The organism is Rhodococcus sp. G-MC3 (assembly GCF_030063335.1).
Taxonomy (GTDB): domain Bacteria; phylum Actinomycetota; class Actinomycetes; order Mycobacteriales; family Mycobacteriaceae; genus Rhodococcoides.
Genome location: NZ_JASISW010000008.1, coordinates 140,061 through 164,744, shown reverse-complemented (window position 1 = coordinate 164,744; position 24,684 = coordinate 140,061). Strand labels below are relative to the sequence as shown.

The 24,684-nt window shown below is 63.0% G+C and carries 19 protein-coding genes; 8 read left to right on the top strand and 11 right to left on the bottom strand.

Features of this window, described 5'->3' with window-relative positions; genetic code table 11:
• Nucleotides 1-228: 228 nt before the first annotated feature.
• Nucleotides 229-1,092, top strand: a complete 864-nt coding sequence (locus QMK17_RS11405) for a DUF559 domain-containing protein (protein ID WP_283509132.1) — start codon at nucleotides 229-231, stop codon at nucleotides 1,090-1,092.
• A gap of 78 nt (nucleotides 1,093-1,170) precedes the next feature.
• Here QMK17_RS11405 and purH read toward each other — a convergent pair whose 3' ends face one another.
• The 6 genes from purH to QMK17_RS11375 form a co-directional block, all read right to left on the bottom strand.
• Nucleotides 1,171-2,721, bottom strand: coding sequence for a bifunctional phosphoribosylaminoimidazolecarboxamide formyltransferase/IMP cyclohydrolase (gene purH / locus QMK17_RS11400; protein ID WP_283509130.1), 1,551 nt, complete (start codon nucleotides 2,719-2,721; stop codon nucleotides 1,171-1,173).
• Nucleotides 2,718-3,371 carry a phosphoribosylglycinamide formyltransferase gene (gene purN / locus QMK17_RS11395; protein ID WP_283509324.1) on the bottom strand — a complete coding sequence of 218 codons (654 nt, stop codon included), beginning with the start codon at nucleotides 3,369-3,371 and terminating at the stop codon, nucleotides 2,718-2,720. Before purN ends, purH begins: the two co-directional genes overlap by 4 nt.
• An 88-nt stretch (nucleotides 3,372-3,459) precedes the next feature.
• Complete coding sequence (locus tag QMK17_RS11390) at nucleotides 3,460-4,995, bottom strand: cell division protein PerM (protein WP_283509128.1); 1,536 nt, start codon at nucleotides 4,993-4,995, stop codon at nucleotides 3,460-3,462.
• A 57-nt stretch (nucleotides 4,996-5,052) separates the two neighbouring features.
• Nucleotides 5,053-6,270 (bottom strand): DUF5336 domain-containing protein, encoded by a 1,218-nt coding sequence (locus tag QMK17_RS11385; RefSeq protein ID WP_283509126.1) that lies wholly within the window; start codon nucleotides 6,268-6,270, stop codon nucleotides 5,053-5,055.
• A gap of 79 nt (nucleotides 6,271-6,349) precedes the next feature.
• Nucleotides 6,350-7,474: a dimethylsulfone monooxygenase SfnG gene (sfnG, locus tag QMK17_RS11380; protein ID WP_283509124.1), complete on the bottom strand. Its 1,125-nt coding sequence runs from the start codon at nucleotides 7,472-7,474 to the stop codon at nucleotides 6,350-6,352.
• 16 nt (nucleotides 7,475-7,490) lie between these two features.
• Nucleotides 7,491-8,714 carry an acyl-CoA dehydrogenase family protein gene (locus QMK17_RS11375; RefSeq protein ID WP_283509123.1) on the bottom strand — a complete coding sequence of 408 codons (1,224 nt, stop codon included), beginning with the start codon at nucleotides 8,712-8,714 and terminating at the stop codon, nucleotides 7,491-7,493.
• A 450-nt stretch (nucleotides 8,715-9,164) separates the two neighbouring features.
• Here QMK17_RS11375 and QMK17_RS11370 point away from each other — a divergent pair, with 450 nt between their 5' ends.
• Genes QMK17_RS11370 through QMK17_RS11360 form a run of 3 tightly spaced genes read left to right on the top strand, consistent with a single transcriptional unit; the run spans nucleotide 9,165 to nucleotide 11,566 of the window.
• A complete protein-coding gene (locus QMK17_RS11370) occupies nucleotides 9,165-9,677 on the top strand; it encodes a hypothetical protein (RefSeq protein WP_283509122.1) in 513 nt (170 codons plus the stop codon).
• A 7-nt stretch (nucleotides 9,678-9,684) separates the two neighbouring features.
• Nucleotides 9,685-10,692 (top strand): hypothetical protein, encoded by a 1,008-nt coding sequence (locus tag QMK17_RS11365; protein ID WP_283509120.1) that lies wholly within the window; start codon nucleotides 9,685-9,687, stop codon nucleotides 10,690-10,692.
• 1 nt (nucleotide 10,693) lies between these two features.
• The gene (locus QMK17_RS11360; protein WP_283509119.1) at nucleotides 10,694-11,566 is read left to right on the top strand and encodes a hypothetical protein; all 873 of its coding nucleotides are present in this window, start codon (nucleotides 10,694-10,696) and stop codon (nucleotides 11,564-11,566) included.
• Between the two features lie 149 nt (nucleotides 11,567-11,715).
• On the opposite strand, the gene sucD is transcribed toward QMK17_RS11360, so the two are convergent.
• The 3 genes from sucD to QMK17_RS11345 form a co-directional block, all read right to left on the bottom strand.
• On the bottom strand, nucleotides 11,716-12,627 hold the full coding sequence (gene sucD / locus QMK17_RS11355; protein WP_283509118.1) for a succinate--CoA ligase subunit alpha: 912 nt from the start codon (nucleotides 12,625-12,627) through the stop codon (nucleotides 11,716-11,718).
• Between the two features lie 8 nt (nucleotides 12,628-12,635).
• Nucleotides 12,636-13,799: an ADP-forming succinate--CoA ligase subunit beta gene (gene sucC / locus QMK17_RS11350; RefSeq protein WP_283509117.1), complete on the bottom strand. Its 1,164-nt coding sequence runs from the start codon at nucleotides 13,797-13,799 to the stop codon at nucleotides 12,636-12,638.
• Between the two features lie 146 nt (nucleotides 13,800-13,945).
• On the bottom strand, nucleotides 13,946-15,754 hold the full coding sequence (locus QMK17_RS11345) for a hypothetical protein (RefSeq protein ID WP_283509116.1): 1,809 nt from the start codon (nucleotides 15,752-15,754) through the stop codon (nucleotides 13,946-13,948).
• A gap of 247 nt (nucleotides 15,755-16,001) precedes the next feature.
• Here QMK17_RS11345 and QMK17_RS11340 point away from each other — a divergent pair, with 247 nt between their 5' ends.
• The gene (locus QMK17_RS11340; RefSeq protein ID WP_283509115.1) at nucleotides 16,002-17,030 is read left to right on the top strand and encodes a M23 family metallopeptidase; all 1,029 of its coding nucleotides are present in this window, start codon (nucleotides 16,002-16,004) and stop codon (nucleotides 17,028-17,030) included.
• A 109-nt stretch (nucleotides 17,031-17,139) separates the two neighbouring features.
• Here QMK17_RS11340 and pcrA read toward each other — a convergent pair whose 3' ends face one another.
• The gene (gene pcrA, locus QMK17_RS11335; RefSeq protein WP_283509113.1) at nucleotides 17,140-19,617 is read right to left on the bottom strand and encodes a DNA helicase PcrA; all 2,478 of its coding nucleotides are present in this window, start codon (nucleotides 19,615-19,617) and stop codon (nucleotides 17,140-17,142) included.
• Between the two features lie 440 nt (nucleotides 19,618-20,057).
• On the opposite strand from pcrA, the gene QMK17_RS11330 reads away from it, so the two are divergent.
• Nucleotides 20,058-20,348, top strand: a complete 291-nt coding sequence (locus QMK17_RS11330) for a chorismate mutase (protein WP_283509111.1) — start codon at nucleotides 20,058-20,060, stop codon at nucleotides 20,346-20,348.
• Nucleotides 20,349-20,465: 117 nt separating this feature from the next.
• Here the strand turns inward: QMK17_RS11330 and QMK17_RS11325 are convergent, their stop codons facing one another.
• A complete protein-coding gene (locus QMK17_RS11325) occupies nucleotides 20,466-21,917 on the bottom strand; it encodes an NAD-dependent succinate-semialdehyde dehydrogenase (RefSeq protein WP_283509110.1) in 1,452 nt (483 codons plus the stop codon).
• A gap of 80 nt (nucleotides 21,918-21,997) precedes the next feature.
• Here QMK17_RS11325 and pgi point away from each other — a divergent pair, with 80 nt between their 5' ends.
• Nucleotides 21,998-23,647 carry a glucose-6-phosphate isomerase gene (gene pgi, locus QMK17_RS11320; protein WP_283509108.1) on the top strand — a complete coding sequence of 550 codons (1,650 nt, stop codon included), beginning with the start codon at nucleotides 21,998-22,000 and terminating at the stop codon, nucleotides 23,645-23,647.
• 74 nt (nucleotides 23,648-23,721) lie between these two features.
• Entirely contained in the window at nucleotides 23,722-24,666 is a 945-nt protein-coding gene (locus QMK17_RS11315; RefSeq protein ID WP_283509107.1) for a type IV toxin-antitoxin system AbiEi family antitoxin domain-containing protein, read from the top strand.
• The last annotated feature ends 18 nt before the right edge of the window (nucleotides 24,667-24,684 follow it).

Sequence of the window (24,684 nt, the reverse complement as noted above, 5' to 3'; positions counted from 1 at the left end):
GTTTGTGCACCTCTCGCCGTCCGCCCGCACGTCACTCACTTCCGCCGAGATCGAGGTTATGTCCTAAATTCTGTCAATTACGGGGCACAACCTGGATTTCGGCGAACACCTTAGCACAGGCGGTGCAGCACAGCTTCGATCTCGACAGGCTGTGGATAGACCTTCGTATTCATCCACAGATTGCGATCCGAGGCCCCACGGTGACCAATTCCCTGTGATTGTTTTCGGATGGACAGTTCGCCGTTCGTCGGCTCGGATGCAGTCAAGGACGGAACAGTCACGCGTGCTGACTTGCGGCGTGAGAACCGCCGGATCTACCGGGACGTATACATCGATCGATCGACTACGGTCGACGCGGTTACTCGGGCGCGAGCAGCGTGGATGTTCTCGCAAGGAAAGGCTGTCGTCGCTGGACAAAGCGCAGCTGCCCTTCATGGGGCCAAGTGGATTTCGGCTGACCACCGCGCGGAACTAATTTGGTACGAACACCGTCAGCCGTACAGTGCCATTCACATCAGGGCAGACATGCTGCCTTCCGACGAGGTAGAGACAGTTGATGGAATCCGAGTCACTACCGCTGCCCGGACTGCCTTCGATCTCGGCCGTCGTGGCAAGTTTCCTCAGGCTCTGGCAATGGTCGACGCGCTGTGCAACGCAACTTCATTGCGTCCGAGCGCGGTTGCCCTGCTAGCGGAAAGTCACTGCGGAAGCAGGGGAATCGTGCAACTCCGACAGGTGCTCGACGTCGCCGATGGTGGTGCCGAGTCGCCGCAGGAGTCACTGACACGTCTACTTCTGCTCGATGCGGGTCTGCCACGCCCGACCACTCAAATCGAGATCAGGGATGCAACCGGCAAGGCGTTCGCGCGCGGCGACATGGGTTGGCCACGGTGGAAGATCCTCGTAGAGTACGACGGCGAGCAACACTGGTCGGACCCTCAACAGCGTGCGTGGGACATCGACCGAACTCACAGATTGGAGCAACTTGGCTGGACCGTCGTACGAGTAAGCGCACATCACCTTCGGAGAGACGGTATCTCGTTGGTGTCACGGGTTAGCGCCGCGCTTCGTGCGGCCGGTGCACCTGTCTGATGAGATCGAAGTTATGCGCGGAATCCCAGGGAAAGCCATGCATAACCTCGATCTCGGCGGAAAGCCGAACTCGGCGACCTAGTGGGCGAAGTGGCGCGAACCCGTGAGATAGAGGGTCACGCCTGCATCCTGAGCTGCAGCGATGACCTCGTTGTCGCGGACGGACCCGCCCGGCTGCACGACGGCCTTCACACCGGCACTCAGCAGGACCTGCAGTCCGTCGGGGAACGGGAAGAACGCATCGGAGGAAGCGACGGATCCTTCGACCCGGTCTCCCGCGCGCTGGACTGCCAGGTGCGCAGCATCGACGCGGTTGACCTGTCCCATACCGACGCCGACCGACGCGCCGTCCTTGGCCAGCAAAATCGCGTTGGACTTGACAGCACGCCCTGCGCGCCAAGCAAATTCGAGATCCTTCAGAGTCTGCTGGTCGGCGGCCTCGCCGGCTGCGAGCGTCCAGTTGGCCGGGTTGTCGCCATCGGCGTCGATCGCGTCACGCTGCTGCAGCAATGTGCCACCGGAGATCGGCTTGAGCTCGACCCCGTTCGGCGACGGCGGCGTTGCCAGCAGAACACGAATGTTCTTCTTGCGCTGCAGAACACCCAGTGCACCATCAGCGTACGACGGTGCGACGATCACCTCGGTGAAAATCTCGGCAACCTGCTCGGCCATCTCGACGGTGACCTCACGGTTGGCTGCGATGACGCCGCCGTAGGCACTGACAGGGTCGCAGGCATGCGCCTTGCGGTGCGCCTCGGCGATATCAGCACCGACAGCGATTCCGCAGGGGTTGGCATGCTTGATGATCGCAACACAATAGTTTTCGTGATCGAATGCTGCACGCCAAGCAGCGTCGGCATCGGTGAAGTTGTTGTACGACATCTCTTTACCGTGCAGCTGCTCGGCCTGAGCGATGCCGGACCCCGCAGGATCGACGTACAGCGCGGCTGCCTGGTGCGGGTTCTCGCCATAGCGGAGAACGGCCGCGCGGTCCCAGGTTCCGCCGATCCACGCGGGGAACTGGGTGTCGGATTCCACGAGGACGCTGCTCATCCACGATGCAACAGCAACGTCGTACGCCGCAGTATGCTGGAATGCCTGTGCCGCAAGCGAAGTGCGCTCGGCAAGAGTGAATCCCCCACCAGCAACGGCGCTCAGCACATCCTCGTAGCGGGCGGGATCGACAACCACTGCGACCGACGGATGATTCTTTGCTGCCGCACGGACCATCGAAGGTCCGCCGATGTCGATCTGCTCGACGCATTCGTCGGGCGTGGCTCCGCTGGCAACGGTGTCGGTGAACGGGTAGAGGTTGACGACGACGAGCTCGAACGCCTCGATGCCGAGTTCCTCTAGTTGTGAAAGGTGCTCGGGGCGGCGGGTATCGGCCAACACACCCGCGTGTACCCGCGGATGAAGCGTCTTGACGCGGCCATCGAGAGTCTCGGGAAAACCGGTGAGGTCCTCGACCTTCGTGACCGGGATTCCGGCATCGGCGATCTTGGATGCCGTCGACCCGGTCGAGACCAGAGCGACGCCTGCATTGTGCAAGCCGGTCGCAAGCTCGATCAATCCGGTCTTGTCGTAGACACTGACCAGCGCGCGGCGCACTGCTTTACGTTCACTCATGGTTGGATCTCGGCCTTTCTTCCATCGGAGACAACACCTCGGGACGCAACTGCTGCGATCACATCGACCAGCAGTGCGCGCTCCACAATCTTGATTCGCTCGTGCAGAGAGTCACGGTCGTCATCGCTGTGCACAGGTACAGCTTGCTGCGCCAGAATCGGCCCGGTATCCACCCCTGCATCGACGAGGTGGACTGTCGATCCCGTCAGCTTGACCCCGTAGGCAAGTGCGTCTTCCACCGCGTGGGCGCCGGGAAAAGACGGAAGCAGCGCCGGATGCGTGTTGACGATCCGTCCGGCGTAGGTAGTCAGAAATCGCGGGCCGAGGATTTTCATGAAACCGGCGGTCACGACGAGATCGGGCTGGTGCTGGGCGACGGATTCGGTCAGCGCCGCATCCCACTGCTCCCGATCGGTGTAGTCGCGCAGCCCGACACGAAAGTGTGGAATCTCGGCCTCGTGCGCATGGCGGGCGGCGTCGCAGTCGCGGTCCACTCCCACCGCGACGATGCGTGCGGGGTAGTTACTGCTTCGGGTGGCCCCGATCAGCGATAGCAACAGCGAGCCGGTGCCCGATGCGAGGACGACGACTCGTGCTGGGTGCTCACGCGTGGCAGTCAGCGCACTTCTCCTGAATTGATCGAGGCGGATCGCCCATCCAAACCGAACCGGGTCAGCTGAAAGAGTAGTCGTTGGCCACGACGACGCTGTCAGGGAGGTCCTTCTCGGTTGCGTGGTCTCAGGTCTTCGGGTCCGTGCTCGTCGTGTCTTCGGCGGCTTCCACATCGACGACCTCCGCCACATCGACGACCTGGGCCACATCGACGGCTTCGGCGGCGGGCTCGACACTCTCGGCAGGTACTTCCTCGGCAGTTGCATCCTGTGCAGCCGGAGCGTCCACGATCTCGGCCTCGACAACGTCCTCGGAGGTTTCGTCGCCGGTGTCCGTTTCCGCCGGCGGGGCAGGCTGCTCCACCAATTCGGCGTCGACGGCCCGTCGTGGATGCGCGACGGGTTCTGCGATGGCCGGTACCGCGACGGGTGCCCGTTCGGGTGCGACGTCAGGCGCAGGGTCGGCCTGGTGCGGAGGTAGCGAACCACCTCGCCACGCGGTGATGGCTGCAGCAATGGAACCGACGACGGCAAGCCACGCAAAGGCAAGCAGGCCGAACGACCACACCGTGACCGAGACTGTGCCGAACGTGCCGAGATTGCCCCCTGCGGCGAAGCCGAGAAGCAACGAGGCAACACCGATCGCTGCGCTGCCGACCCACACCGAGGACAACGCGTAATGCACGTCGACGGTGCGACGCGCGCAGTCACGCCCGAGGATTACTCCGGCGGCGACTGGCACGACCAGCATCAGGGTCCAGAACGTGGTCGATGCGCCTTCCGGGAGAACTGCAAGCACCGGTAGCGGAGGGACCGGCCCACCCGCGGTCCGAAACATGCTGACAGCGACATCGCCGACGTGCGCCGACGACCCGACCGATACCGCGAGGGTGCCGAGCAGAACGTTCGGGAGATAGAGAATGGACAGCAGCGTCAGACCGAGCATTCCGACGAAGCCGTTGCCTGCGTCGAGCAACGCTCCGGCCGTCGACCACGATGCGAGCATCGAGGCAAGGAAGATTCCGCCTGCCCCTGCGATCAGTACCGCCGCTGCCCGGACCGTCGGGGCGACGACCTCGAAGATCCACTCAGGGACACGGCCGCGGACCCAACCGACGTCTCGAGTGCCGATCGCCACCCCAACCGCAGCCGCCACGCCATGAATGCCCGCTACCCAGGCGAACGCGAAAAGCGCGTTGGGGCTGGACAGCCCGATGGCGGCCGAAGCATCCGCAGCGACCGCCAAAGCCAACGCGGTAACCACGACAGGGCCGAGCACGGCAGCGCCGAGGACCCACGCCCACTCGCGTCGAGCCGACGCGGCGGACACCGTTCTGCTCACACTCCTCGCGACGACGACGAATAAAACGATCGTCGGCAATAGAGGGAAGACACCGAGAGAGGTGCCGGAGATGCTCAGCGGAACCTGATGCACCGCGAACCACAGACCGGCAATGGCACCGAGAGTCCCGGTCAACTCACTGTTGACCGAGACCAGCGTGACCAGCACGACCGTCGCAATAATCGCAACGAGGACGCCTGGCGTCCGGAAACCTACTCGGACCAGCGTTTTCGACAGGGCAGGCGACAACAGAGGCTCACGCTGGACCGGACGCCGAGACCGGCCGGTGCGCTGCTTCTCCTGGTTCAATACGGCACTCATCGGCTACGAGCGTTTCATCATCGGACGGAGCGGTGGTTCAGGCGCGCCGAGCGACGATCACTTCTTGTCTTCGTCGTTGGGTGTAGCACCGAACGCCTGGGTGGGCGCGCCGTATGGAGTGTCGCGATCGCCAGACGAATCGTCAGTGTCCGGATCCGAGGACGCCGCGTGCTGAGGTGCGCCGTATCCGCCGGATCCGATCGGAGTCTGCCCGTACTGGGGCTGGCCGGACTGGGGCTGGCCGGACTGGGGCTGGCTGGACTGGGGCTGGCCGTATGGCGAGTTCTGACCTGCAGGACCTGTCAACCCGCCGCTGCCGCTCGGCGCAGCCCCGGCCGAGCCTCCCACCGGATAGCCGAGGCCACCGGTGGTGTTCTGGTTCGGAGCGCCCTGGTTCGATGCACCCTGACCTGGCGAGGGTTGCCCGCCGTAGGGGGGAGCAGGGTAGTTCTGCTGGGAAGGCTGGGCGGGCTGCCCGTATCCGCCGTAGTTCTGCGGTTGCTTGCCCCAACCTGGCTGACCCTGCTGGCCGGGCTGACCCTGCGGACCTGACTGACCCTGCTGACCGGGCGCTCCGTAGCCACTTGTCTGTTGCCCGTAGCCCTGGAACGAACTTTGCTGACCGTACGAGGCGGGCTTCGGTGTAGGAACTTTGAGAATTCCAATCGAGAAGAGAGTGGCTGCCACTGCCGCCGCCGACTGCACGAATCCAAGAACGAGAATGACGATCGCGCCGGTCCCCAAGCCGATGGATACCCCGGTCGGTCCGGTCTCGCCGGTGTTGAACGACTGGAACGCGAGTGTGAACCATCCCGCGATCGACAGAGCCGCCGCGACGCCGATGATGGTCGACTGCTTCGGGAGAAGGCTGATACCGGCTGTCAAACCGGCTGCGAACAGCAGCGCAATCGACGTCGGATCCCCGTTGCCGATCAGGAAAAAGTTGGTCGTCGTTCCGAGCGCCTCGTACTGGCCTGCGAGCCCAGTGAGGAAATTGACCGCGCCGAGCGCAAGAACGACCAGCGGCAAGATACGCGGAAGCTGCGACGCTTTCGACGACGCCAGTGGCGGGTTGTACTGCTGCTGCGAGGCTCCCTGCTGGCCCTGGCCGTACGACGGCTGGCCTGGTGCTTGCTGGCCTGGCTGCTGTCCCGGTGATTGCTGACCTGACTGGCCATAGGATTGACCTGCTGGGCCGTAGTTGCCGTAACCGCTGGGAGCTTGGCTCTGTTGGCCGGGCCCCTGGGGACGGGCGCCCTCGGGCGGATAGGTCATGACACACTCCTCGTCGAAATGAGATCGGGTCCGTAGACAAGTTAGTCTACGGACCCGACAAGAAGACTCGGTCGATGCGTCAGTTCGCGTTGACCAACTCTCGATTGGATGTGTCCGCCGCCTCCAGCTCCCTCACCAGGGGCAGAACGTTGGCTCCGAAATACTCGATTTCTTCCTGGAAGTGCAGGAAGCCACCGAGAATCAGATCGACACCACGCTTGCGGTACTCGAAGATTCGATGAGCAACCTGTTCAGGGGTGCCGATGAGCTGACTTTTGAACCCGTCGTTGTACTGGACGAGGTCCTCGAACGAGGAGTCGGCCCACATGCCCTTCCCGTCCTTGGTGGACGATCCGGCCTGCTGGACTGCGCCCTTGAACCCTTCGACGGCAGGCTTGTTCGCCTTCTCGATGATCTCGCGGAGAGTGTCCCTGGCTTCCTTCTCCGTGTCACGAGCGATGATGAATCCATTCAAGCCGAACTTCACTTCGCGATCGTTGGCGCGGGCGATTCGACGAATGTTGTCGAGCTGCTCGGTGACACCGTCGTAGTCCTTGCCGTTGCTGAAGTACCAGTCGGAGTACCGACCCGCATTCTCTTGGGCTGCAGACGAATTGCCACCCTGGAACAGTTCGGGGTTCGGGCGCTCCTGGGTGTTCAACGGCTTCGGTTTCAGCGTGAAGTCATGGATCCGGTAGAAGTCTCCGCGGAAGTCGACATCGTCCTCGGTCCAGATCTTGCGCAGCACCTGAAGGAACTCGGCGCTGCGTCGGTAGCGTTCATCGTGCTCGAGCCACGGCTCACCCAGGTGCGTGAATTCGTCCTTGAACCAGCCGCTGACGACATTGACCGCGAAGCGTCCGCTGGACAGGTGATCTGCTGTGGCTCCAAGCTTGGCCAACACGGCCGGCTGCCAGAGTCCGGGGTGAACAGCAGCAATGACCTTCAGACGCTCGGTGGCCAACAGCAGCGCGAGGCTGAAACTGGTGGACTCGTGCTGGAATTCGGCGCCGTAGCTGGCCTCGTACCGAACCTGGCTGAGCGCATACTCGAAGCCGTTGTTCTCGGCTGTTCGGGCGAGCTTCTTGTTGTACTCCCAATCCCAACTGGTGCGCTGTTCGATATCACTGGTGACGAGGCCGCCGCTGACATTGGGTACCCAGTAAGCGAATTTGACTGCGTCGGAGATTCTTTCGGTGCTCATGTCTGTCCCTTCGTTTCTATGAGTACCAGGTCGGCTCGGGTAGTTCACCGGTGAGGACCCAGCGGCCCACCTCGCGGCGTTTGTACGCGACCGGATCGTGCAAGGTGTGGGTGCGGACGTTGCGCCAGAAGCGATCGAAGCCGTATTTGCTGGCGGTTGCTCGCGCGCCGAGTGCCTCGAACACCGTCGAGGTGATCTCGAGCGAAACCTCCGTCGCGCGCGCCTTGACAGCGGCGACGCGCACCTCGTGATCGCCACGCTCCTCGGCCGTCACGTCCCAGGCGTTGTCGTGGATCTTCTTCCCTTCCAACGCAACTGCATCGGCAAGAGCTTCCACTGCCCACAGCTTGGACGTCAGATCACCGTAGATGTCGATGATGTAGGGCTCGTCGATGGCATTGTCCACAGTGCTGTGGAGCCATGCCCGGGTCTTGTCCTTCGTGTACGCGGAAGCCTCTTCGAGTGCACCACGCGCGATGCCGAGGTAGAAGTTCACGAACACGAGCTGAATAGTCGGAACATTCAGTGTGTTGTACACCCGCGGCTGGAACTGCTTGTCGACGAATCCGGCAGCACTCGCCCACTCGACGCGCATCTTGTCGATGGTGACGCTGCCACTCTCGGTCTGACGCAGGCCGATGTTGTCCCAGTCGTCGTGGAACGTCAGTCCATCGATGTTCGACGGGACGATGGCAAACACGTGAGCGTCGCTGCCCGTCAATGCACCTTCGAGCACGGTGACGTCGGAGACGCGGCTCCCGGTCGAGAAGCTCTTGGCACCTTCGAAGACGATGGTGTCGCCTTCATCGGTGACCGCTACGTCGTTGTCGCGCGGGTTCACAGCGCCGCCGAAAAACCACTTGTTCCTGGTCGCGTCGGATTCGACGGCCTCGATCTGCTCGGGGGTGCCGACGAGACGAGCGGCCCAGAACCACAGCAGGTGGTAGCCGAGTAGTTGGCCGATCGAGCCGTCGGCAGCGGCAACGCGACGGATGACCTGGTAGGCCGTCGGCCAGTCCTGGCCCGCGCCGCCGTGTGCGGTGGGGCCGAGAAGGGTGACGAGACCCGCGTCCTTGAGGAGCTGCACTTCGTCGTACGGAGCTGCATTCCCCTTGTCGCGAGCAACGGCGTCGACGGCGAGAAGCTGCGCGACCTCTCCTGCGCGGGAAATCCAGCCTGCGGGCGACGTAGGCGCGTCGGGCCAGCCCTTGGTCGATGCGCGGTTCTCAGTAGTTGTCATGGGAGTGAGTCAAACCGTTATCCGAAGTAATCAGAACACTTAGATTCTCGATGATTCTGAGAACATCCAGCAGGTGTTCGGCGCCGGTTGGCATTCGAATCGACCGCTCGTCGCCCGTGGCCGCCCGAATGCCCCGTTCGTACCCTCTGAAAAGGGCCAGCGGACTGTTCACAGTTCGACCGTGAACCTCGATATATCGCCCACTGCGGTCGCAGTGCGACTATCCAGCCACATAGCCCCGCCGTCGGTTGCGCGGTGCGCCGGTAGCAGCGAGTTCCCCCCGCAAACGCGCGACAGGCAGCGTGGACGGCCTTTTCGTATGACTAAACAATGTTTGTGACTTTTCATGTCAGACGGCTCATATCACTACCTAGATTTCACAAACAGGGGCTACCGTGCGTCGAACCACAAACCGTCCGGTTTCCCCGCCTCGCTCAAGGAAGTCCTCCAATGCGTAAGTCCCTCTTCGCTACCGTTGCCGCGGCCGGCGCGCTTGCCGCAGCAGTAATTTCGCCAGGCGTCTCCAATGCAGCAGACACCGTCGTGACCTTCTCGGTCGCCGGCGGCGCCCTCACTCTCACCGCGCCCCTCAACCAAGTCCTCACCGTCACGGGCAATCAGGCGACGGGCGGCATCACTCCGGTCGTCGTCAGCGATTTACGCCGCGGAATCAACGGCTGGGTCGCGTCGGCGATCAGCTCGGCGTTCCTCAAGCCCGCACCGGACCCGGCATCCATCCCAGCGACCGCCGTTGCGTACCAGGGCACAGCCGCAACGGTCACCGGTGTCGCGGTTGTCACTCCAGCCGTGGGACCAGTCCTCGACACGATCAAGCCCGTCCAGACGGCGACCGTCGTCGTCGGCTCGAACACCGCAACCTGGACCGGCAACGTCACCATCACGCTGCCGACCAACGTAGTGGCGGGCAATTACACGGGCACCATTACACATTCGGTTGCCTGACCTGTACATGACACACCATCGTGGATTGGTCGTCGGAGTCCTGACGCTGCTCGCAATCGCTTCGGCGATTGTCGCTCAGGCTCCGGCGATCGCACAGGAAACAACCGCTCCGGCACCGGTAGGAAGCGTGGGTATTCGACTACTGGAGGCGCCCGTCTCGTTGCAGGACGATCCGCGTGCTCTCGCGTACATCATCGACAACCTGCCGCCAGGAACCACCATCACCCGACGCATCGAGGTCAGCAACAGCAGCACCGAAGAGCAGCCGATCACCCTGTACCCCGCTGCCGCGTCGATCAGTGGTGGCGAGGACGGGTTCGAGGTAGCAGAGGGACGGACGGCGAACGAACTGAGCACCTGGATGTCCATCACGCCGACCGACATCGTATTGGCACCGCAGTCGGCCGCCGAAGCGGTCGTAACGATCGCCGTGCCCCCGGACGCACCCGAAGGCGAACAGTATGGCGTCGTCTGGGCGCAAACTGCAGGCGCTCCGACAGGGACCGGAATTCAAAACGTCAGCCGCGTGGGCATCCGCGCCTACCTCTCTGTCGGTCCCGGCAACGGCCCACCAGCGGATCTATCGATCGACGGCATCACGGCCGCGCGTAGCGACCAAGGAGTGCCCCAGATCGTCACTGCTGTGACCAATACCGGCGGTCGCGCTATCGATCCCAGTGGAACCGTCAGCCTCTCCGGCGGTCCAGGCGGTGTCTCGACGGCCCCGGTCCAGGGTTCCGGCGGTTCGATTGCCCCGGGACAATCGGGATCGGTCACGTTTGCCCTCGACCCAGCACTCCCCTCAGGCCCGTGGCAAGCATCGGTCACCGTGACGAGCGGATTGCTGAACAAGACCTCCGACGCCGAACTGACATTCCCCGACCAAGGTTCGGCGTCCACAACGTCCACCGAATCCGGAGGCATCCCGGTGTGGGTCTGGATTGCCGTGGCCGCCGTCGTTATAGCCATCGCAGCAGGCACTCTGGTTGCAGCCCGGCGCCGAAAGACCGAATGACATGCGCCGCTCGATGTTCGCTGTCGGACTTGCGGTCAGTCTCTTCGCTGCGGGCTCGCCGCACGCTGCGTCGCAACCAGCGGTGGGTGTAGGTTGCGTCGTCGTCGTGCCTGCGACGACGACGCCCGCCCCAGTGCCGACCACAACCGCAACGGCAGTGCCGCCGGTTCCGTGTCCCACGGAACCGGCCATCACTACAGGGCCATCGGCGACCGCCACTGCGCCCACCGTGACCACAACGGCACCTCCCGTCGTCGCGCAGGCCGCGCCAACACCCACAGTTCCACCAGCCGTACTGCAGACCACGACTTCGGCGCCGTCATCAGTGACCCCGACGACAACAATCCCGACGACTACGGTTCCCGTGACCACAGTGCCCGTAACCACAGTGCCCGTAACCACCGTGCCTGTAACCACCGTGCCGACCACGGCGACACCCAGGGTGGCGGCCATTGCTGCACCGGCAGCAGCACCGGCCGACCTGCTCGATATCGTCGTGCCTTCGGCGATGACGGGACCGTCGACCATCGTTCCCGGCGCAACATGGACCGGGACGATGGGCATGAGTGTTCGGGGTGTCGGGCTGAACGGATGGAAAACGACGGTCAGTCTCTCCACGATCGTCGGTAAAAACACCAGACGGGTGATCACCCCCACCGTAGCGACCTACAGCGCCCCGTCGTCTCTGTGCTCGGCAGGCATCACCGGAACCTCGACCGCAATAAACCTGCCTCTCACCAGCACCGCCGCGCTGGCGAAAAGAGGAGGTGCACTGTGCCTTTCGAGCTGGATTTCCACGGTTTCGATCGGTGTCCCCTCGGCCAGTGTCCTCGCCGACACTTACACCGCGACCCTCACGCATTCCATTTTCTGAGTCGGCGCCGGTTGCCCGCACCCCAGCATGAATGGACCATCGCAAAGGTTAGACGGCTTGAATGCGTCATTCATGCCGAAAGCGGGCGGACAAAAGCGCACGAAAAAGGTCCGCCACCAACGGTGACGGACCTTTTCAGGTGAATTGACTTACTTCACCGAAAGCGATTCCAGGATCTCGCGTGCGAGTGCAGCAGTCTCGGACGGCGTCTTGCCGACCTTGACGCCTGCAGCCTCGAGCGCGTCCTTCTTGCCCTGAGCCGTACCCGAGGAGCCCGAGACGATAGCGCCTGCGTGGCCCATGGTCTTGCCCTCGGGAGCGGTGAAGCCTGCGACATAGCCGACGACTGGCTTGGTCACGTTGGCCTTGATGTAATCGGCTGCACGCTCTTCTGCGTCGCCACCGATTTCACCGATCATGACGATGACCTTGGTGTCGGGATCGTTCTCGAACGCCTCGATGGCGTCGATGTGCGTCGTACCGATGACCGGGTCTCCGCCGATGCCGATGGCCGTCGAGAAGCCGAAGTCGCGGAGCTCGAACATCATCTGGTAGGTCAGCGTGCCACTCTTCGAGACCAGGCCGATGGGGCCGGTTCCGGAGATGTTGGCAGGCGTGATGCCGACGAGAGCTTCACCGGGAGTGATGATTCCGGGGCAGTTCGGACCGATGATGCGGGTCTTCTTGCCCTTCTCCACGTTGTAGGCCCACGCGTAGGCGGAGTCCTGCACGGGGATGCCCTCGGTGATGACGACGAGCAGCGGGATCTCCGCGTCGATCGCTTCGACGATGGCGTCCTTCGAGAATGCGGGCGGAACGAACGCGATGGAGACGTCCGCGCCGGTCTTCTCGATGGCCTCGGCGACGGTCGCGAAAACGGGAAGCTCGATGTCGTTTCCGTCAGCATCGACGTGCTTGACCGTGGTGCCGGCCTTGCGTGCGTTGACGCCACCGACGACCTTGGTGCCGGCCTTGAGCATCAGGGCGGTGTGCTTGGTGCCTTCGCCGCCGGTGATGCCTTGGACGATGACCTTGTTGTCCTTGTTCAGAAAGATAGACATGGTTTCCTCTACTTCGCAGCCAGCTCGGCGGCCTTGTCGGCGCCTTCGTCCATGGTTTCGGCGAGCGTCACCAGCGGGTGCGCGGCGTCGGCGAGAATCTTGCGTCCTTCTTCGACCTTGTTGCCGTCGAGACGAACTACCAGCGGCTTGTTGGCCTCGTCACCGAGCTTCTTCAGCGCGCCGACGATTCCGTTGGCAACGGCGTCGCACGAGGTGATGCCACCGAAGACGTTGACGAACACACTCTTGACCTGCGAGTCACCGAGGATGACGTCGAGACCTGCAGCCATGACCTCGGCCGAAGCGCCGCCGCCGATGTCGAGGAAGTTGGCGGGCTTGACGCCCCCGTGTGCTTCGCCGGCGTAGGCAACGACGTCGAGGGTCGACATGACCAGTCCGGCACCGTTTCCGATGATGCCGACCTGTCCGTCGAGCTTGACGTAGTTGAGGTCGTTCTCCTTGGCCTTGGCCTCGAGAGGATCGGCTGCGTCCTTGTCCTCGAAGTCCGCGTGGCCGGGCTGACGGAAGCTTGCGTTCTCGTCGAGCGTGACCTTGCCGTCGAGGGCGAGGATCTCATCGTCCGGGGTGCGAACCAGCGGGTTGACCTCGACCAGGAGAGCGTCTTCGCCTATGAAGACCTCCCACAGCTTCTGGATGGTCACCGCGGCGGCGTCGAGCACCTCGGCGGGAAGCTTGCCCTTTTCGGCTATTTCACGAGCAAAAGCAAGATCGACGCCCTTGACGGCGTCGACCGGAATACGTGCAAGTGCGTCGGGGTTCTCCTCCGCCGTCACCTCGATCTCCACGCCACCCTCGACCGAACACATCGCCAGGTAGGTGCGGTTGGTGCGGTCGAGCAGGAAGGAGATGTAGTACTCCTCGGCGATGTCGGAAGCTTCTGCAACGAGCAGCTTCTTGACGACGTGGCCCTTGATGTCGAGTCCGAGAATCGCTTCTGCGTTCTCGGTGGCTGCTGCGACGTCCTTGGAGTACTTGACGCCGCCGGCCTTGCCGCGGCCGCCGACCTTGACCTGCGCCTTGACCATCACGGGCTTGCCGATTTCTTTGGCAATTTCTGTTGCTCCGGCGACCGTGTCCGTGACACGACCGGCGGAGGTGGGTACGCCATGTTTGGCGAACAATTCCTTCGCCTGGTATTCGAAGAGATCCATCAGCTCACCGTCTCGTCTACGTTGACGCCCGCTCGTCGGGTGTGAGCGGGTCTGGTCACCGACTTTATCCAGGTGGTCCAGGAGCCCATCGGGCGCATGGATGGTATGTGGTCTATCTCACCGGCACGCCCCGTGTGTCCCACGCCTCACTTTTGCTGCGTTCGAGCCGAAAGTACCGCCGCCACAGCAAGTATCAAACCGCCGAGCGCGCCGGCAAACACACCGGGCCCGACTACGGGGTCGAGTGCACGGCCCTGAGTCAACGGCCACCCCAGTACATAGACCACCAGCGCGAGAGCTGATCCGACGAGAAGCGCCGAGCCTCTGGCGGGTCTCGACCTGGCGGCAACACCTGCTCCGACCAATACGGTGACGGCGAGCAGCGCCTGCCCCCAGGCATCCCATCCCCACGGAATCTCGAAGAACGACGCCGCCGTGACCTCGGTACCTCGGTACAGCGGGAGGCCGAGACCGATCACGGACAGGATCGCGCCTGCCCCCGCCACCGTCGCCACCGTTCGGTCCGACGCCGTATCGGAGGTGTCGACGTCCTCACGCTCCGCGCTACCCGCCAACAGCACCGCCGCTGCGCAACCGAAGGCCACGAGGACGCCGACGGCCGTGGCGATGCCGCCGAAGCCCACCGAAATGCCGTCGATGTCAGTGGCAAGGACAAGCGATTGCAGTACACCGCTCGCAGCCATGACCCCGGCGACTGCAAGCACGCCGAGGGCGGGTCGGACCGTCGCCGCGAACATCGAGAAAAACATCGGTACCGACGACACCACAAGGATGAATCCCGCCACGACGGTGGTGCGCGTCGCGAGAATCGTCGGATTCGGCAGGCCGTCCGGTACCTCTAGGACAGGAAGAAGCCCGCCGGTAAGCAGCAGCACACCCGCAGCGGCGCCGAGCAATCCTGCAACGACGTGCCACCGCATGAATACCGAACCGCCCTCGAGCGCCCCCGATCGTTCGATTCGTGCTGGGCCGGAACGGCGCTCACGCAACGCCGCCACCGGTAGAAACGACAACCCGACGACCACGATGACCACGGATACAACGGCTCCTGCCACTGCACCGGAAGAGGCGTCGATCGTCGGTCCCGAATCACCGCCTGCCAGAACCCGCGCGCCAGCGATGCCGAGCAGCCCCAATCCGGCGCCGAGTGTCGCGCCGGAAGCAACCGTCGGAGAGATCGATGCCAATGCCGCCGATATCACCACCAGAAGCGCCAGGGCGACGACGCCGGATCCGACTGACGTCGCCAGCGGCGCTTCCACCACCGCAGGGACCAGCACGATCGAATCCGTGGAGTCGTAGGGCGGTGCGAACATCGTGACCGCCCCGACCAGGGCAGCGGTTCCCGTCAGGAACGCCAACGGACTCCCGACTCTGACCGCGGTTGCGCGGCCACTCAGATCGGCATTTGCCGAATGCCCGTAGCCGTCACCGAACGATGCTCGATTCATCGTCGCCAGACCGAAGATGCCGCCGAGCACGGCGAGCGCATGAGCGGCGAGGAGCAGATACGACCCCATCGCAGGGGTGAGTGCCTCGGCCGTAGTGGGCATGAAGAGCTCGAGTCGATTGGAATCGATCGGCGAACCAATGAGCGAGGCATCGATCACGGTGAGCCCGACTGCGACGGCGCCGTAACCAGCCGTCACAGCACCGGCAAAAGCGGGGCGGACGGCGACCCCGACAATCGACAGAATCGCCACGACGACGAGCGGGGCTACGGAGACGACTCCAGCAACGCTGATCCCCGCACTGGGTTGAGCACCCTCGGAAGAACTCACCGCGTCGGTCAGAAGAGCCACGAGCGCGCACACAGCAGCTACCGATACTGCGGCCGTCGCGCAGAGCGCAACGCCGCGGGCGCTCTTGCGGTCGTCGGTCCGACCTTCGATGACGCGTGGGGGAACTTTGCCGGTCTGCGATGGAGTTGCCACAAGAGTCGACGCTAGCGGTCGAGGCCGCATCCGCCGGTTTTCTCGCGCCGCGTTTCGATAACAGCATCGCGGGTAATCGTGACCTGTCGGAGATCACAACTGGTCTCTGCAAAAGCCCTGCTCGCGTTGTGAGCCATCTCACATATGCCGCCTGTTGGGCCGATTAACTTGCGCGCCCTGCAATCGTTTCGTTACCGTCTGCCGAGCATTAAGTCACGAGCAGATCACGGAACGGAGGTCGCAGGTCTTGTCGCAACATCGTGCGTCCTTTTCGTCCAGCCGGTTCGTCGCACCGGCCTCAGCGACCGAGAGCGCTCCTACGGTGTACTCGACGCAGACACGCTGGGCCGAAGACGCCGACAGTTACGACGCCAGCGATCTTCAGTCCAACAGCTACGACTACTTCGCAAGCAACTATGGCACCGCCGACAGCTACCACGACTCCGAGCTACACAGCTCGTCCGAGCCGACCAACGCTGCAGACGTCATAGCCGTGACTCCCCGCGGAGGTTCGCACCGGATTCCGGCGCCGCCCTCGGCCATGAAGGGCCGCGCGGCCGTCCTCGCAGTCGCAGCAGGAGCGATCGTTGCAGCGGGCCAGGCAGTCATCGATCACGGTCCTTCCTCGTCGAACACCTCCGAGGAAGTTGCACTCGCCGCCGGAGCAGCACCTGCCGCTCCTGGAATCGCAGCGACGGCCGTTCCGCAGGCCGCCAACTTCGCCGCAGACACCGCAACGGCCGTCTCACCCTCCTCGGCTCCCCAGATCCTCAACGTCGCGAACCCCGTCGACCTGAGCCAGTTCAACGACATCCTCGCCAAGGGCCAACGCTTCAGCGAGGAACGAGCAGCACGCGAAGCCGCTGCCCGTCGCCCCCTGTTCGTGCTCCCCGCGGCCGGCACTTACACCTCCAACTTCGGTAGCCGGTGGGGCGTACTCCACGCAGGCGTCGACATCGCCAACTCCATCGGAACCCCGATCGTCGCGGTTGCCGACGGCAAGGTCATCGACGCCGGACCCGCTTCTGGCTTCGGAATGTGGGTCCGACTGCAGCACGCAGACGGCACCATCACCGTTTACGGCCACATCGATAGCACCAACGTCACGGTCGGTCAGGAAGTCATGGCGGGCGACCAGATCGCACGCATGGGCAACCGCGGCTTCTCCACCGGCCCGCACCTGCACTTCGAGGTCCACCTTCCCGGCGAGAACAAGATCGACCCGCTGCCGTGGCTGGCGTCCCGAGGCATCAGCCTCGGACCCGAGTTGGACTGAAAAGTCCGCTCTCCCCCTTCGAGCGAAGTCGCTCACCTTTCTGTCGGATCGCGCCACCGTTAGTCGGCGATGAGCCGCCCGCAACGAAACGCGCGGGCGACCTTCCAGCTCAGAGCTTGGTCATCGGCACTCCACCGATGAGCATCATCTTGACTCGACCTGATGTACCGAAGTCGACGAGCACCATGGCCGAGGTGCCTGCGCCATTGGATTCCAAAACCGTTCCGAGACCGTACTTGTCGTGGTTCACGCGATCGCCCACAGCGAGGACCAACGTGTTGTTGCGCGCCCGCGCGGTACCGAAGCTCGGAGTCGATGCGGCACCGCGACGATCTCCGAATCCGCCTCCCCCGCCGAATCCACCACCACCGAATCCACCACCACCGAATCCACCACCGGACCGAGGACGGCCACCGCCGATCGATCGTCCACCGACACCCGGATCTTCACGTTTCCAGTTGATCAGGGACTGCGGAATCTCTTGCAGGAAACGCGATTCCGGATTGTTGATCGGCTGACCCCAGGCAGATCGCATGATCGCGCGCGTCACGTACAACCGATGCCTCGCTCTGGTGATTCCGACATACGCGAGTCTGCGCTCCTCCGATAGCTCTGCTGGATCGCCGAGCGCACGCATGTGCGGGAACTGACCGTCTTCCCAGCCGGTCACGAAGACAACCGGAAACTCGAGACCCTTGGCTGTGTGCAACGTCATCAGCGTCACGACGCCGGTGCCGGAATCTGGAATCTGGTCCGTGTCGGCAACCAACGACACTCTTTCGAGAAATGCTGCGAGTGAACCGGGTTCGGGGAGACCCTCCTCCTCATCCGCTTCGCCATCGGGGGTCTCGCCCTCATCTGCGTCGAGTTCCGCTTCGACCGCAGCGAGGTTGCGGGCCTCCGAGGTGAACTCCCGTGCAACGCTGACAAGCTCGTTGAGGTTATCGAGACGTGCGCCGTCCTGCGGATCACTGCTGGCTTCGAGTTCTCCGCGGTAACCGGTGCGGTCGAGGACCGCCTCGACCACGTCGCCGATATCGGTGATGTCGTTGCCGTCGTCGTCGGTGGTGTTCATGACGCCGCGTAACTCGTCGAGCAACTCCAGGAACTGCCCGATCAGCTTCTGCGAACGCGAATTGAGCAGCGCTACTTTACCGGCTGCGGCGTCGTACAGCGCTCTGGAAAAGCTGATGTCGCGTTGTTCGGCATGCACTGCGACGCACGCCTCGGCTCGATCCCCGATGCCACGGCGCGGGGTGTTGAGAATGCGCCGCATGCTGACCGTGTCGTCCTCGTTGGACAACACGCGCAGATAGGCAACCATGTCGCGGACTTCCTTGCGCTCGTAGAAGCGCACACCGCCCACCACCTTGTACGGCAGCCCGAGTCGGATGAAGATCTCCTCGAGAGCACGCGAAGAGTTATTGGTGCGGTAGAAGACAGCGACCTCGTCGTAGCGCACGTCGTGGTTGTCGACCAGACGGTCGATCTCCGACGCCACGAACGAGGCCTCGTCGTGCTCGTTGTCGGCGACGTAGCCGACGATGAGTTCACCTTCACCGGAGTCCGTCCAGAGCCGCTTGTCTCGCCTACCGGTGTTGCGGGAGATGACAGAGTTGGCCGCCGACAGAATGTTCTGCGTGGACCGATAATTCTGCTCGAGCAAGATCGTTCGAGCGTCGGGGTAATCGCGCTCGAATTCTTCGATGTTGCGAATGGTGGCGCCGCGGAACGCGTAGATCGACTGGTCCGCGTCGCCGACGACACAGAGCTCGCCCGGCTCGATCGTGCCTTCGAGTGCACCGTTGGAGTCCTCGCGGCCGACCAACTCGCGAACGAGCATGTACTGCGCATGGTTGGTGTCCTGGTACTCATCGACCAGCACGTGACGGAACCGGCGACGGTAATACTCGGCGACCTGCGGAAATGCCTGCAACAGACCGACTGTTTCGCCGATGAGGTCGTCGAAGTCCATCGCATTGGCCCCGCGCAGCCGCTGCTGGTAGTGGCCGTAGACACGCGCGATCAGCTTGGGCAGTTCGACGGTGTCCTTCTCTGCATCCGAACTGGCGTCGTCGGGGCTGATCAGCTCGTTCTTCAAATTGGAGATATGCGTGGCGAGCAGCCGAGCCGAGAACTTCTTGGTGTCGATCTGAAGATCCTTGGAGATCATCGTCAACAGTCGACGAGAATCGTCGGCGTCGTAGATCGAGAAGTTCGAGTTGAGCCCCGGCAGCAAAGACGCCTGGCTGCGCAGAATCCGCACGCAGCTCGAGTGGAACGTCGAGACCCACATACTGTTGGCACGCGGCCCGACGAGTTCTGCCACTCGCTCGCGCATCTCGGCTGCGGCCTTGTTGGTGAACGTGATGGCCAAAACTTGGCCTGGACCAACCCCGCGCTCGGCGAGCAGGTACGCGATACGACGTGTCAGAACCGCAGTCTTGCCCGAACCCGCACCGGCCACGATGAGCAGTGGCGACCCGGAGTGCATCACGGCCTCTCGCTGCTGCGGGTTGAGACCCTCCAGCAACGTTTCGGATCTGGATTTTCCGGGGGCGGGTACAGCCGAGAGATTCGTGTTCATCGCTTGTCAAGGTTACCGGCGAACACCGACATCGCTTCACACCATCACTGCGATCGAAGGGCCTCCGATACTGCGTCGCCACACCTCGGATTCCTTACTCTGGAGTCAGGTGTTGGACTTGCCGAGGCCTTTGAACGGTGAATCAGTGTCGGCGCCCCTCCGAACTCGCGACTTTCCAGGACGCCCCACAAGTGGCAAACTGAATCAGTGATCGAAGCAGCCGTTCGTCGCCACCCCGCGTATGCAGCACTTTCACTGTTCGTAGATGGCGGGAATTGTCGCCGATAGTCTTCACCCCGCGGTTCTCCTTCGAGAAAATCCGAGGTTCTTAAAGTGACTAATCACACACCGACACGTCGTTCCCGGGCGCACCACCGAACTACTAGTACGTAACGGGGTCGGGCCAGGCAACGATCCACGATGTGACACGAGGAGAAGAAATGGCATCCACGACCAAGATCGAGTCAGAAACCGCGTTGCCCACGTCGGAGGCAGAGATCGACAAACTTCGCATGGAGATCGACCGCTTGGACGCCGAAATCCTCGTCGCCATCGAGCGCCGCACCGAGGTATCGCAGATCATCGGCCGCACACGCATGGCATCAGGCGGACCTCGCTTGGTGCACAGCCGCGAAATGAAGGTCCTCGACCGCTTCAGCAGCCTCGGCCAAGAAGGCCACACGCTCGCAATGCTTCTGCTTCGTCTGGGTCGCGGACGACTCGGACGCTAGCCTCGAGGCTCGTTGTGCGTCGAGTTCTCACGCACAACGAGCACACTTCCTAGGTCAGGGCCACATCTAGGTCAGAGCCACATCTAGGTCAGAGCCACATCTAGGTCAGAGCCACATCTAGGTCAGAGCGATGTACTTGGTCTCCAAGTACTCTTCGATCCCTTCGCTTCCACCTTCACGACCGAAGCCCGACGCTTTCACACCGCCGAACGGTGCAGCCGCGTCCGAGATGACTCCGCGGTTCACACCCACCATTCCGCTGTCGATAGCGTCCGCCACCCGTAGCGCCCGATCGAGCCCCTGGGTGTAGATGTACGCCGCCAAACCGAACTCCGTGTTGTTGGCAGCGTCGATTCCCTCTTCTTCGGTGTCGAAGCCGACGATGGGCGCAACCGGCCCGAAAACCTCTTCCTTCAAGATTCGAGCACTCCTGGGAACATCGGTGAGGACGGTTGCCGGGTAGAAGTAGCCGTCACCGCCGGGGGCCTTGCCACCGAGAGCGACCGTGGCGCCCGCTGCCACCGCGTCGTCGACGAGTTCTTGAACCTTGCTCAGCTGGTCAGCGTTGATCAGCGGTCCGAGCTTGGTATCGGGATCGATCCCGGGTCCGAGCTTCATTTCCTTCATGCGTTCGACCAATTTCGACGTGAACTCTTCACGAACACTGTTCGCCACATGGAAGCGGTTGGCAGCCGTGCATGCCTCACCCCCGTTTCGCAATTTCGCGAGCATGGCCCCGTCGACTGCCGCGTCCACATCGGCGTCGTCGAACACAACGAACGGCGCGTTGCCGCCGAGTTCCATCGACGTACGAAGCAATCCTCCCGCCGATTGTTCGAGAAGTTTCCTTCCCACCTCGGTCGAACCGGTGAACGTGAGCTTGCGCAGACGCGGATCCTCGAGCAGCGGTGCGCTGACCGCACTGGACTTCGAGGTCGTCAGCACCGACAGAACGCCCTCGGGAAGTCCGACTTCGTCGAAAATCTGCGCCAAGAGGAGCATCGTCAGCGGCGTCTCACTGGCCGGCTTGACGATGATGGTGCATCCGGCCGCCAAGGCAGGGCCGATCTTGCGTGTCCCCATAGCCAAAGGGAAGTTCCACGGTGTTATCGCCAGGACGGGTCCAACAGGCACTTTGGACACCAGAATTCTTCCGTTACCGGCAGGGGCAGGCGTGTAACGTCCCCCGATCCGGACCGCTTCCTCGGCGAACCAGCGGAAGAACTCGGCGCCGTATTTGACCTCGGCCTTCGATTCGGCGAGCGCCTTGCCCATTTCGAGCGTCATCAAGGTGGCAACATCGTCGGCGCGTTCGGTGACCTTCTCGAACGCCGCCCGCAGGATCTCGGCTCGCTCTCGTGCAGGGGTTTTCGCCCAGGATTTCTGCGCGGACGATGCGGCATCGATGGCTTTCTTCGCGTCGGCCGGGCTCGCATCGGCGACCTTCGTGATCGCTTTGCCGGTGGATGGATCGCGGACCTCGAACGTCGCACCGTTCTCGGCGTCGACCGCACGGCCGCCGATCCACAACTTCGCTGGAATGGATTCGATGAGTGAGTTGATCTCCATCCTTCGAGTGTGCCCGTTACCGTGCACCGACAAACGACAAGGCGCGCACTTCCAGGCCTGGCGCATTAGTGTGGGACACCATGAGCGGCGACATCACGAGCACCGAAGCCTGGAAGAATTTGACGGCACATCACAAGTCCATCGGCGAGAAAAAGCTTCGTGACTTGTTCGCTGCGGATCCCGACCGTGGGCGCACGTTCACCCTTGCCGCAGGCGATCTGCACATCGACTACAGCAAGCACATCATCGACAGTGAGACCGTGTCACTGCTGGTCGAACTTGCTCGCGCGGCCGACGTCGAAGGCCGTCGCGACGCCATGTTCGCGGGCGAGCACATCAACACCTCCGAGGATCGGGCCGTTCTCCACACGGCTCTGCGGCTTCCGAAAGACGCGACGCTGGAGGTCGACGGCCAGAACGTGGTGGCCGATGTCCACGAAGTCCTCACTGCCATGGGCGAATTCACCGACCGGGTGCGCTCGGGCGAGTGGGTCGGCGGCACCGGATCGAAGATTTCCACCGTCGTCAACATCGGTATCGGTGGATCCGACCTCGGACCCGTCATGGTGTACAAGGCGCTTCGCCACTACGCCGACGCCGGCATCGACGCCCGGTTCGTCTCCAACGTCGACCCCGCCGATCTCGTCGGCGCCCTAGAGGGCCTCGATCCCGCCAGCACGCTGTTCATCATCGCGTCCAAGACGTTCTCGACTCTCGAGACACTGACCAACGCGACGGCGGCGAGGCGTTGGCTCGTCGACGCACTCGGTGAGGATTCCGTCCCCAAGCACTTCGTCGCGGTATCGACCAACGCCGAGCGAGTGTCGGAGTTCGGCATCGACACTGCCAACATGTTCGGCTTCTGGGATTGGGTCGGCGGGCGTTACTCGGTGGATTCCGCGATCGGCCTGTCGGTGATGGCGGTCATCGGCAAGGAAGCCTTCGGTGAGTACCTCGATGGCTTCCACCAGATCGACGAGCACTTCCGCACAACTCCGCTCGAGCAGAACGCTCCTGCCCTCCTCGGCTTGATCGGACTGTGGTACAGCAACTTCTTCGGCTCCGAAACCCGTGCAGTGCTGCCATATTCGAACGACTTGTCACGTTTTCCCGCGTACCTCCAGCAGCTCACCATGGAATCGAACGGCAAGTCCGTGAAGGTCGACGGCACTCCCGTCACCACCTCCACCGGCGAAATCTTCTGGGGCGAGCCGGGAACCAACGGTCAGCACGCGTTCTACCAAATGCTGCACCAGGGAACACGGTTGATCCCGGCAGACTTCATCGGATTCGCCGAGCCGACAGACGATCTCCCGACGCGCGACGGCACCGGCAGCATGCACGATCTGCTCATGAGCAACTTCTTCGCGCAGACCAAGGTCCTTGCCTTCGGCAAGACCGCCGAGGAAATCACGGCCGAGGGCACCGATGCCAACGTAGTTCCGCACAAGGTCATGCCAGGCAACAGGCCGTCTACATCGATCCTTGCGCCGAAGCTGACACCATCCGTCGTCGGACAGCTGATCGCATTGTACGAGCATCAGGTGTTCACCGAAGGGGTCGTATGGGGCGTCGACTCGTTCGATCAGTGGGGTGTGGAACTCGGCAAGACCCAGGCGCTCGAGCTCACTCCGGTACTGACCGACGCCGACGCGCCTGATCGCCAGGGCGACTCGTCGACCGACGCACTGGTGCGCTGGTACCGCAAGCAGCGGGGTCGTTCCGAGTAAGGGTGCGGCGCGCACCTACGCCCGGTTTCAGAACCTGATGGATCCGATCGGGCTGCTGATGCGTCCAAATAAGTATGGACTTCGATCAGCCGGGCATGTTCTCCCGGAGCGACGCGCTGCACGCCGGTTACACCGATGAGGACCTCAAGCGTGCGCGATCGCAAGGCCTGCTGCACACGATTCGACGCGGCTACTTTCTCCGCACCGAGGTGCTTCGCAGTCTCGACCCCCACGCCAGACACCTGATACTGGCCGAGGCCACCTACTCGGAGTCCAGCAGCAAAGCGGTGTTCAGCCACGTCACCGCCGCAGTTCTTCATCGTCTGGAGACGTGGCAGATTCCCCTCGACAAGGTCACGCTCACCATCGACCGCACGTATGCGAGCAAACGTGGCAGGCAGCGGGTTCTGCACGGCTCACCGCTACCCGACGAAGATTTCACCGAGATCGACGGCTTTCCGGTCACGACAGTGTCGCGGACCATCGCAGACCTCTGTAGGTCCATGCCTCTCGTCCCCTCGGTCTGTATCGGCGACTACGCCCTTCGCACGGGCCTGACCACCATGGACGAACTGCACAGTGCGGTCGGCAGCGCCAAGAACAGAACGGGCATTGCAAAGGCACGTCAGGCGATCGGTTCGATGTCGGAGGCGAGCGCGAGCGTCGGAGAGACGCGGAGCCGACTGCAATTGGACACGCTGCCGCTGCCCCCTCCCCTGCTCGATCAGCGGGTGTACGACGAGGAAGGATCGCTCGTCGGTTCAGCCGGATTCCTCTACCCGAACCACGGCGTCATCGGCATGTTCGAGGGAACCGGCACCTACGGGGCCGATCCGACGCCTCCGGACTTCGAGGGACGGCGGCGACGACATCGAATGGAGGATCTCGGATGGATTGTCGTCCGGTGGAATTGGCAGGATTTGGACACTCCGAAGGCGTTGACCAACCGAGTGGCACGCGGATTCGTTCGAGCGGCCGAGAACAAGGTTCCGCGGGGGAGGTTCAGCGCGCGGACATGACCTGAATATCTGGGATTC

What these genes read in the sequence shown, in the direction of transcription:
- QMK17_RS11405 (WP_283509132.1), top strand. Translation starts at nt 229, where the DNA reads ATGGACAGTTCGCCGTTCGTCGGCTCGGATGCAGTCAAGGACGGAACA.
- purH (WP_283509130.1), bottom strand. Translation starts at nt 2,721, where the DNA reads ATGAGTGAACGTAAAGCAGTGCGCCGCGCGCTGGTCAGTGTCTACGAC.
- QMK17_RS11390 (WP_283509128.1), bottom strand. Translation starts at nt 4,995, where the DNA reads ATGAGTGCCGTATTGAACCAGGAGAAGCAGCGCACCGGCCGGTCTCGG.
- QMK17_RS11385 (WP_283509126.1), bottom strand. Translation starts at nt 6,270, where the DNA reads ATGACCTATCCGCCCGAGGGCGCCCGTCCCCAGGGGCCCGGCCAACAG.
- sfnG (WP_283509124.1), bottom strand. Translation starts at nt 7,474, where the DNA reads ATGAGCACCGAAAGAATCTCCGACGCAGTCAAATTCGCTTACTGGGTA.
- QMK17_RS11375 (WP_283509123.1), bottom strand. Translation starts at nt 8,714, where the DNA reads ATGACAACTACTGAGAACCGCGCATCGACCAAGGGCTGGCCCGACGCG.
- QMK17_RS11370 (WP_283509122.1), top strand. Translation starts at nt 9,165, where the DNA reads ATGCGTAAGTCCCTCTTCGCTACCGTTGCCGCGGCCGGCGCGCTTGCC.
- QMK17_RS11365 (WP_283509120.1), top strand. Translation starts at nt 9,685, where the DNA reads ATGACACACCATCGTGGATTGGTCGTCGGAGTCCTGACGCTGCTCGCA.
- QMK17_RS11360 (WP_283509119.1), top strand. Translation starts at nt 10,694, where the DNA reads ATGCGCCGCTCGATGTTCGCTGTCGGACTTGCGGTCAGTCTCTTCGCT.
- sucD (WP_283509118.1), bottom strand. Translation starts at nt 12,627, where the DNA reads ATGTCTATCTTTCTGAACAAGGACAACAAGGTCATCGTCCAAGGCATC.
- sucC (WP_283509117.1), bottom strand. Translation starts at nt 13,799, where the DNA reads ATGGATCTCTTCGAATACCAGGCGAAGGAATTGTTCGCCAAACATGGC.
- pcrA (WP_283509113.1), bottom strand. Translation starts at nt 19,617, where the DNA reads ATGAACACGAATCTCTCGGCTGTACCCGCCCCCGGAAAATCCAGATCC.
- QMK17_RS11330 (WP_283509111.1), top strand. Translation starts at nt 20,058, where the DNA reads ATGGCATCCACGACCAAGATCGAGTCAGAAACCGCGTTGCCCACGTCG.
- QMK17_RS11325 (WP_283509110.1), bottom strand. Translation starts at nt 21,917, where the DNA reads ATGGAGATCAACTCACTCATCGAATCCATTCCAGCGAAGTTGTGGATC.
- pgi (WP_283509108.1), top strand. Translation starts at nt 21,998, where the DNA reads ATGAGCGGCGACATCACGAGCACCGAAGCCTGGAAGAATTTGACGGCA.
- QMK17_RS11315 (WP_283509107.1), top strand. Translation starts at nt 23,722, where the DNA reads ATGGACTTCGATCAGCCGGGCATGTTCTCCCGGAGCGACGCGCTGCAC.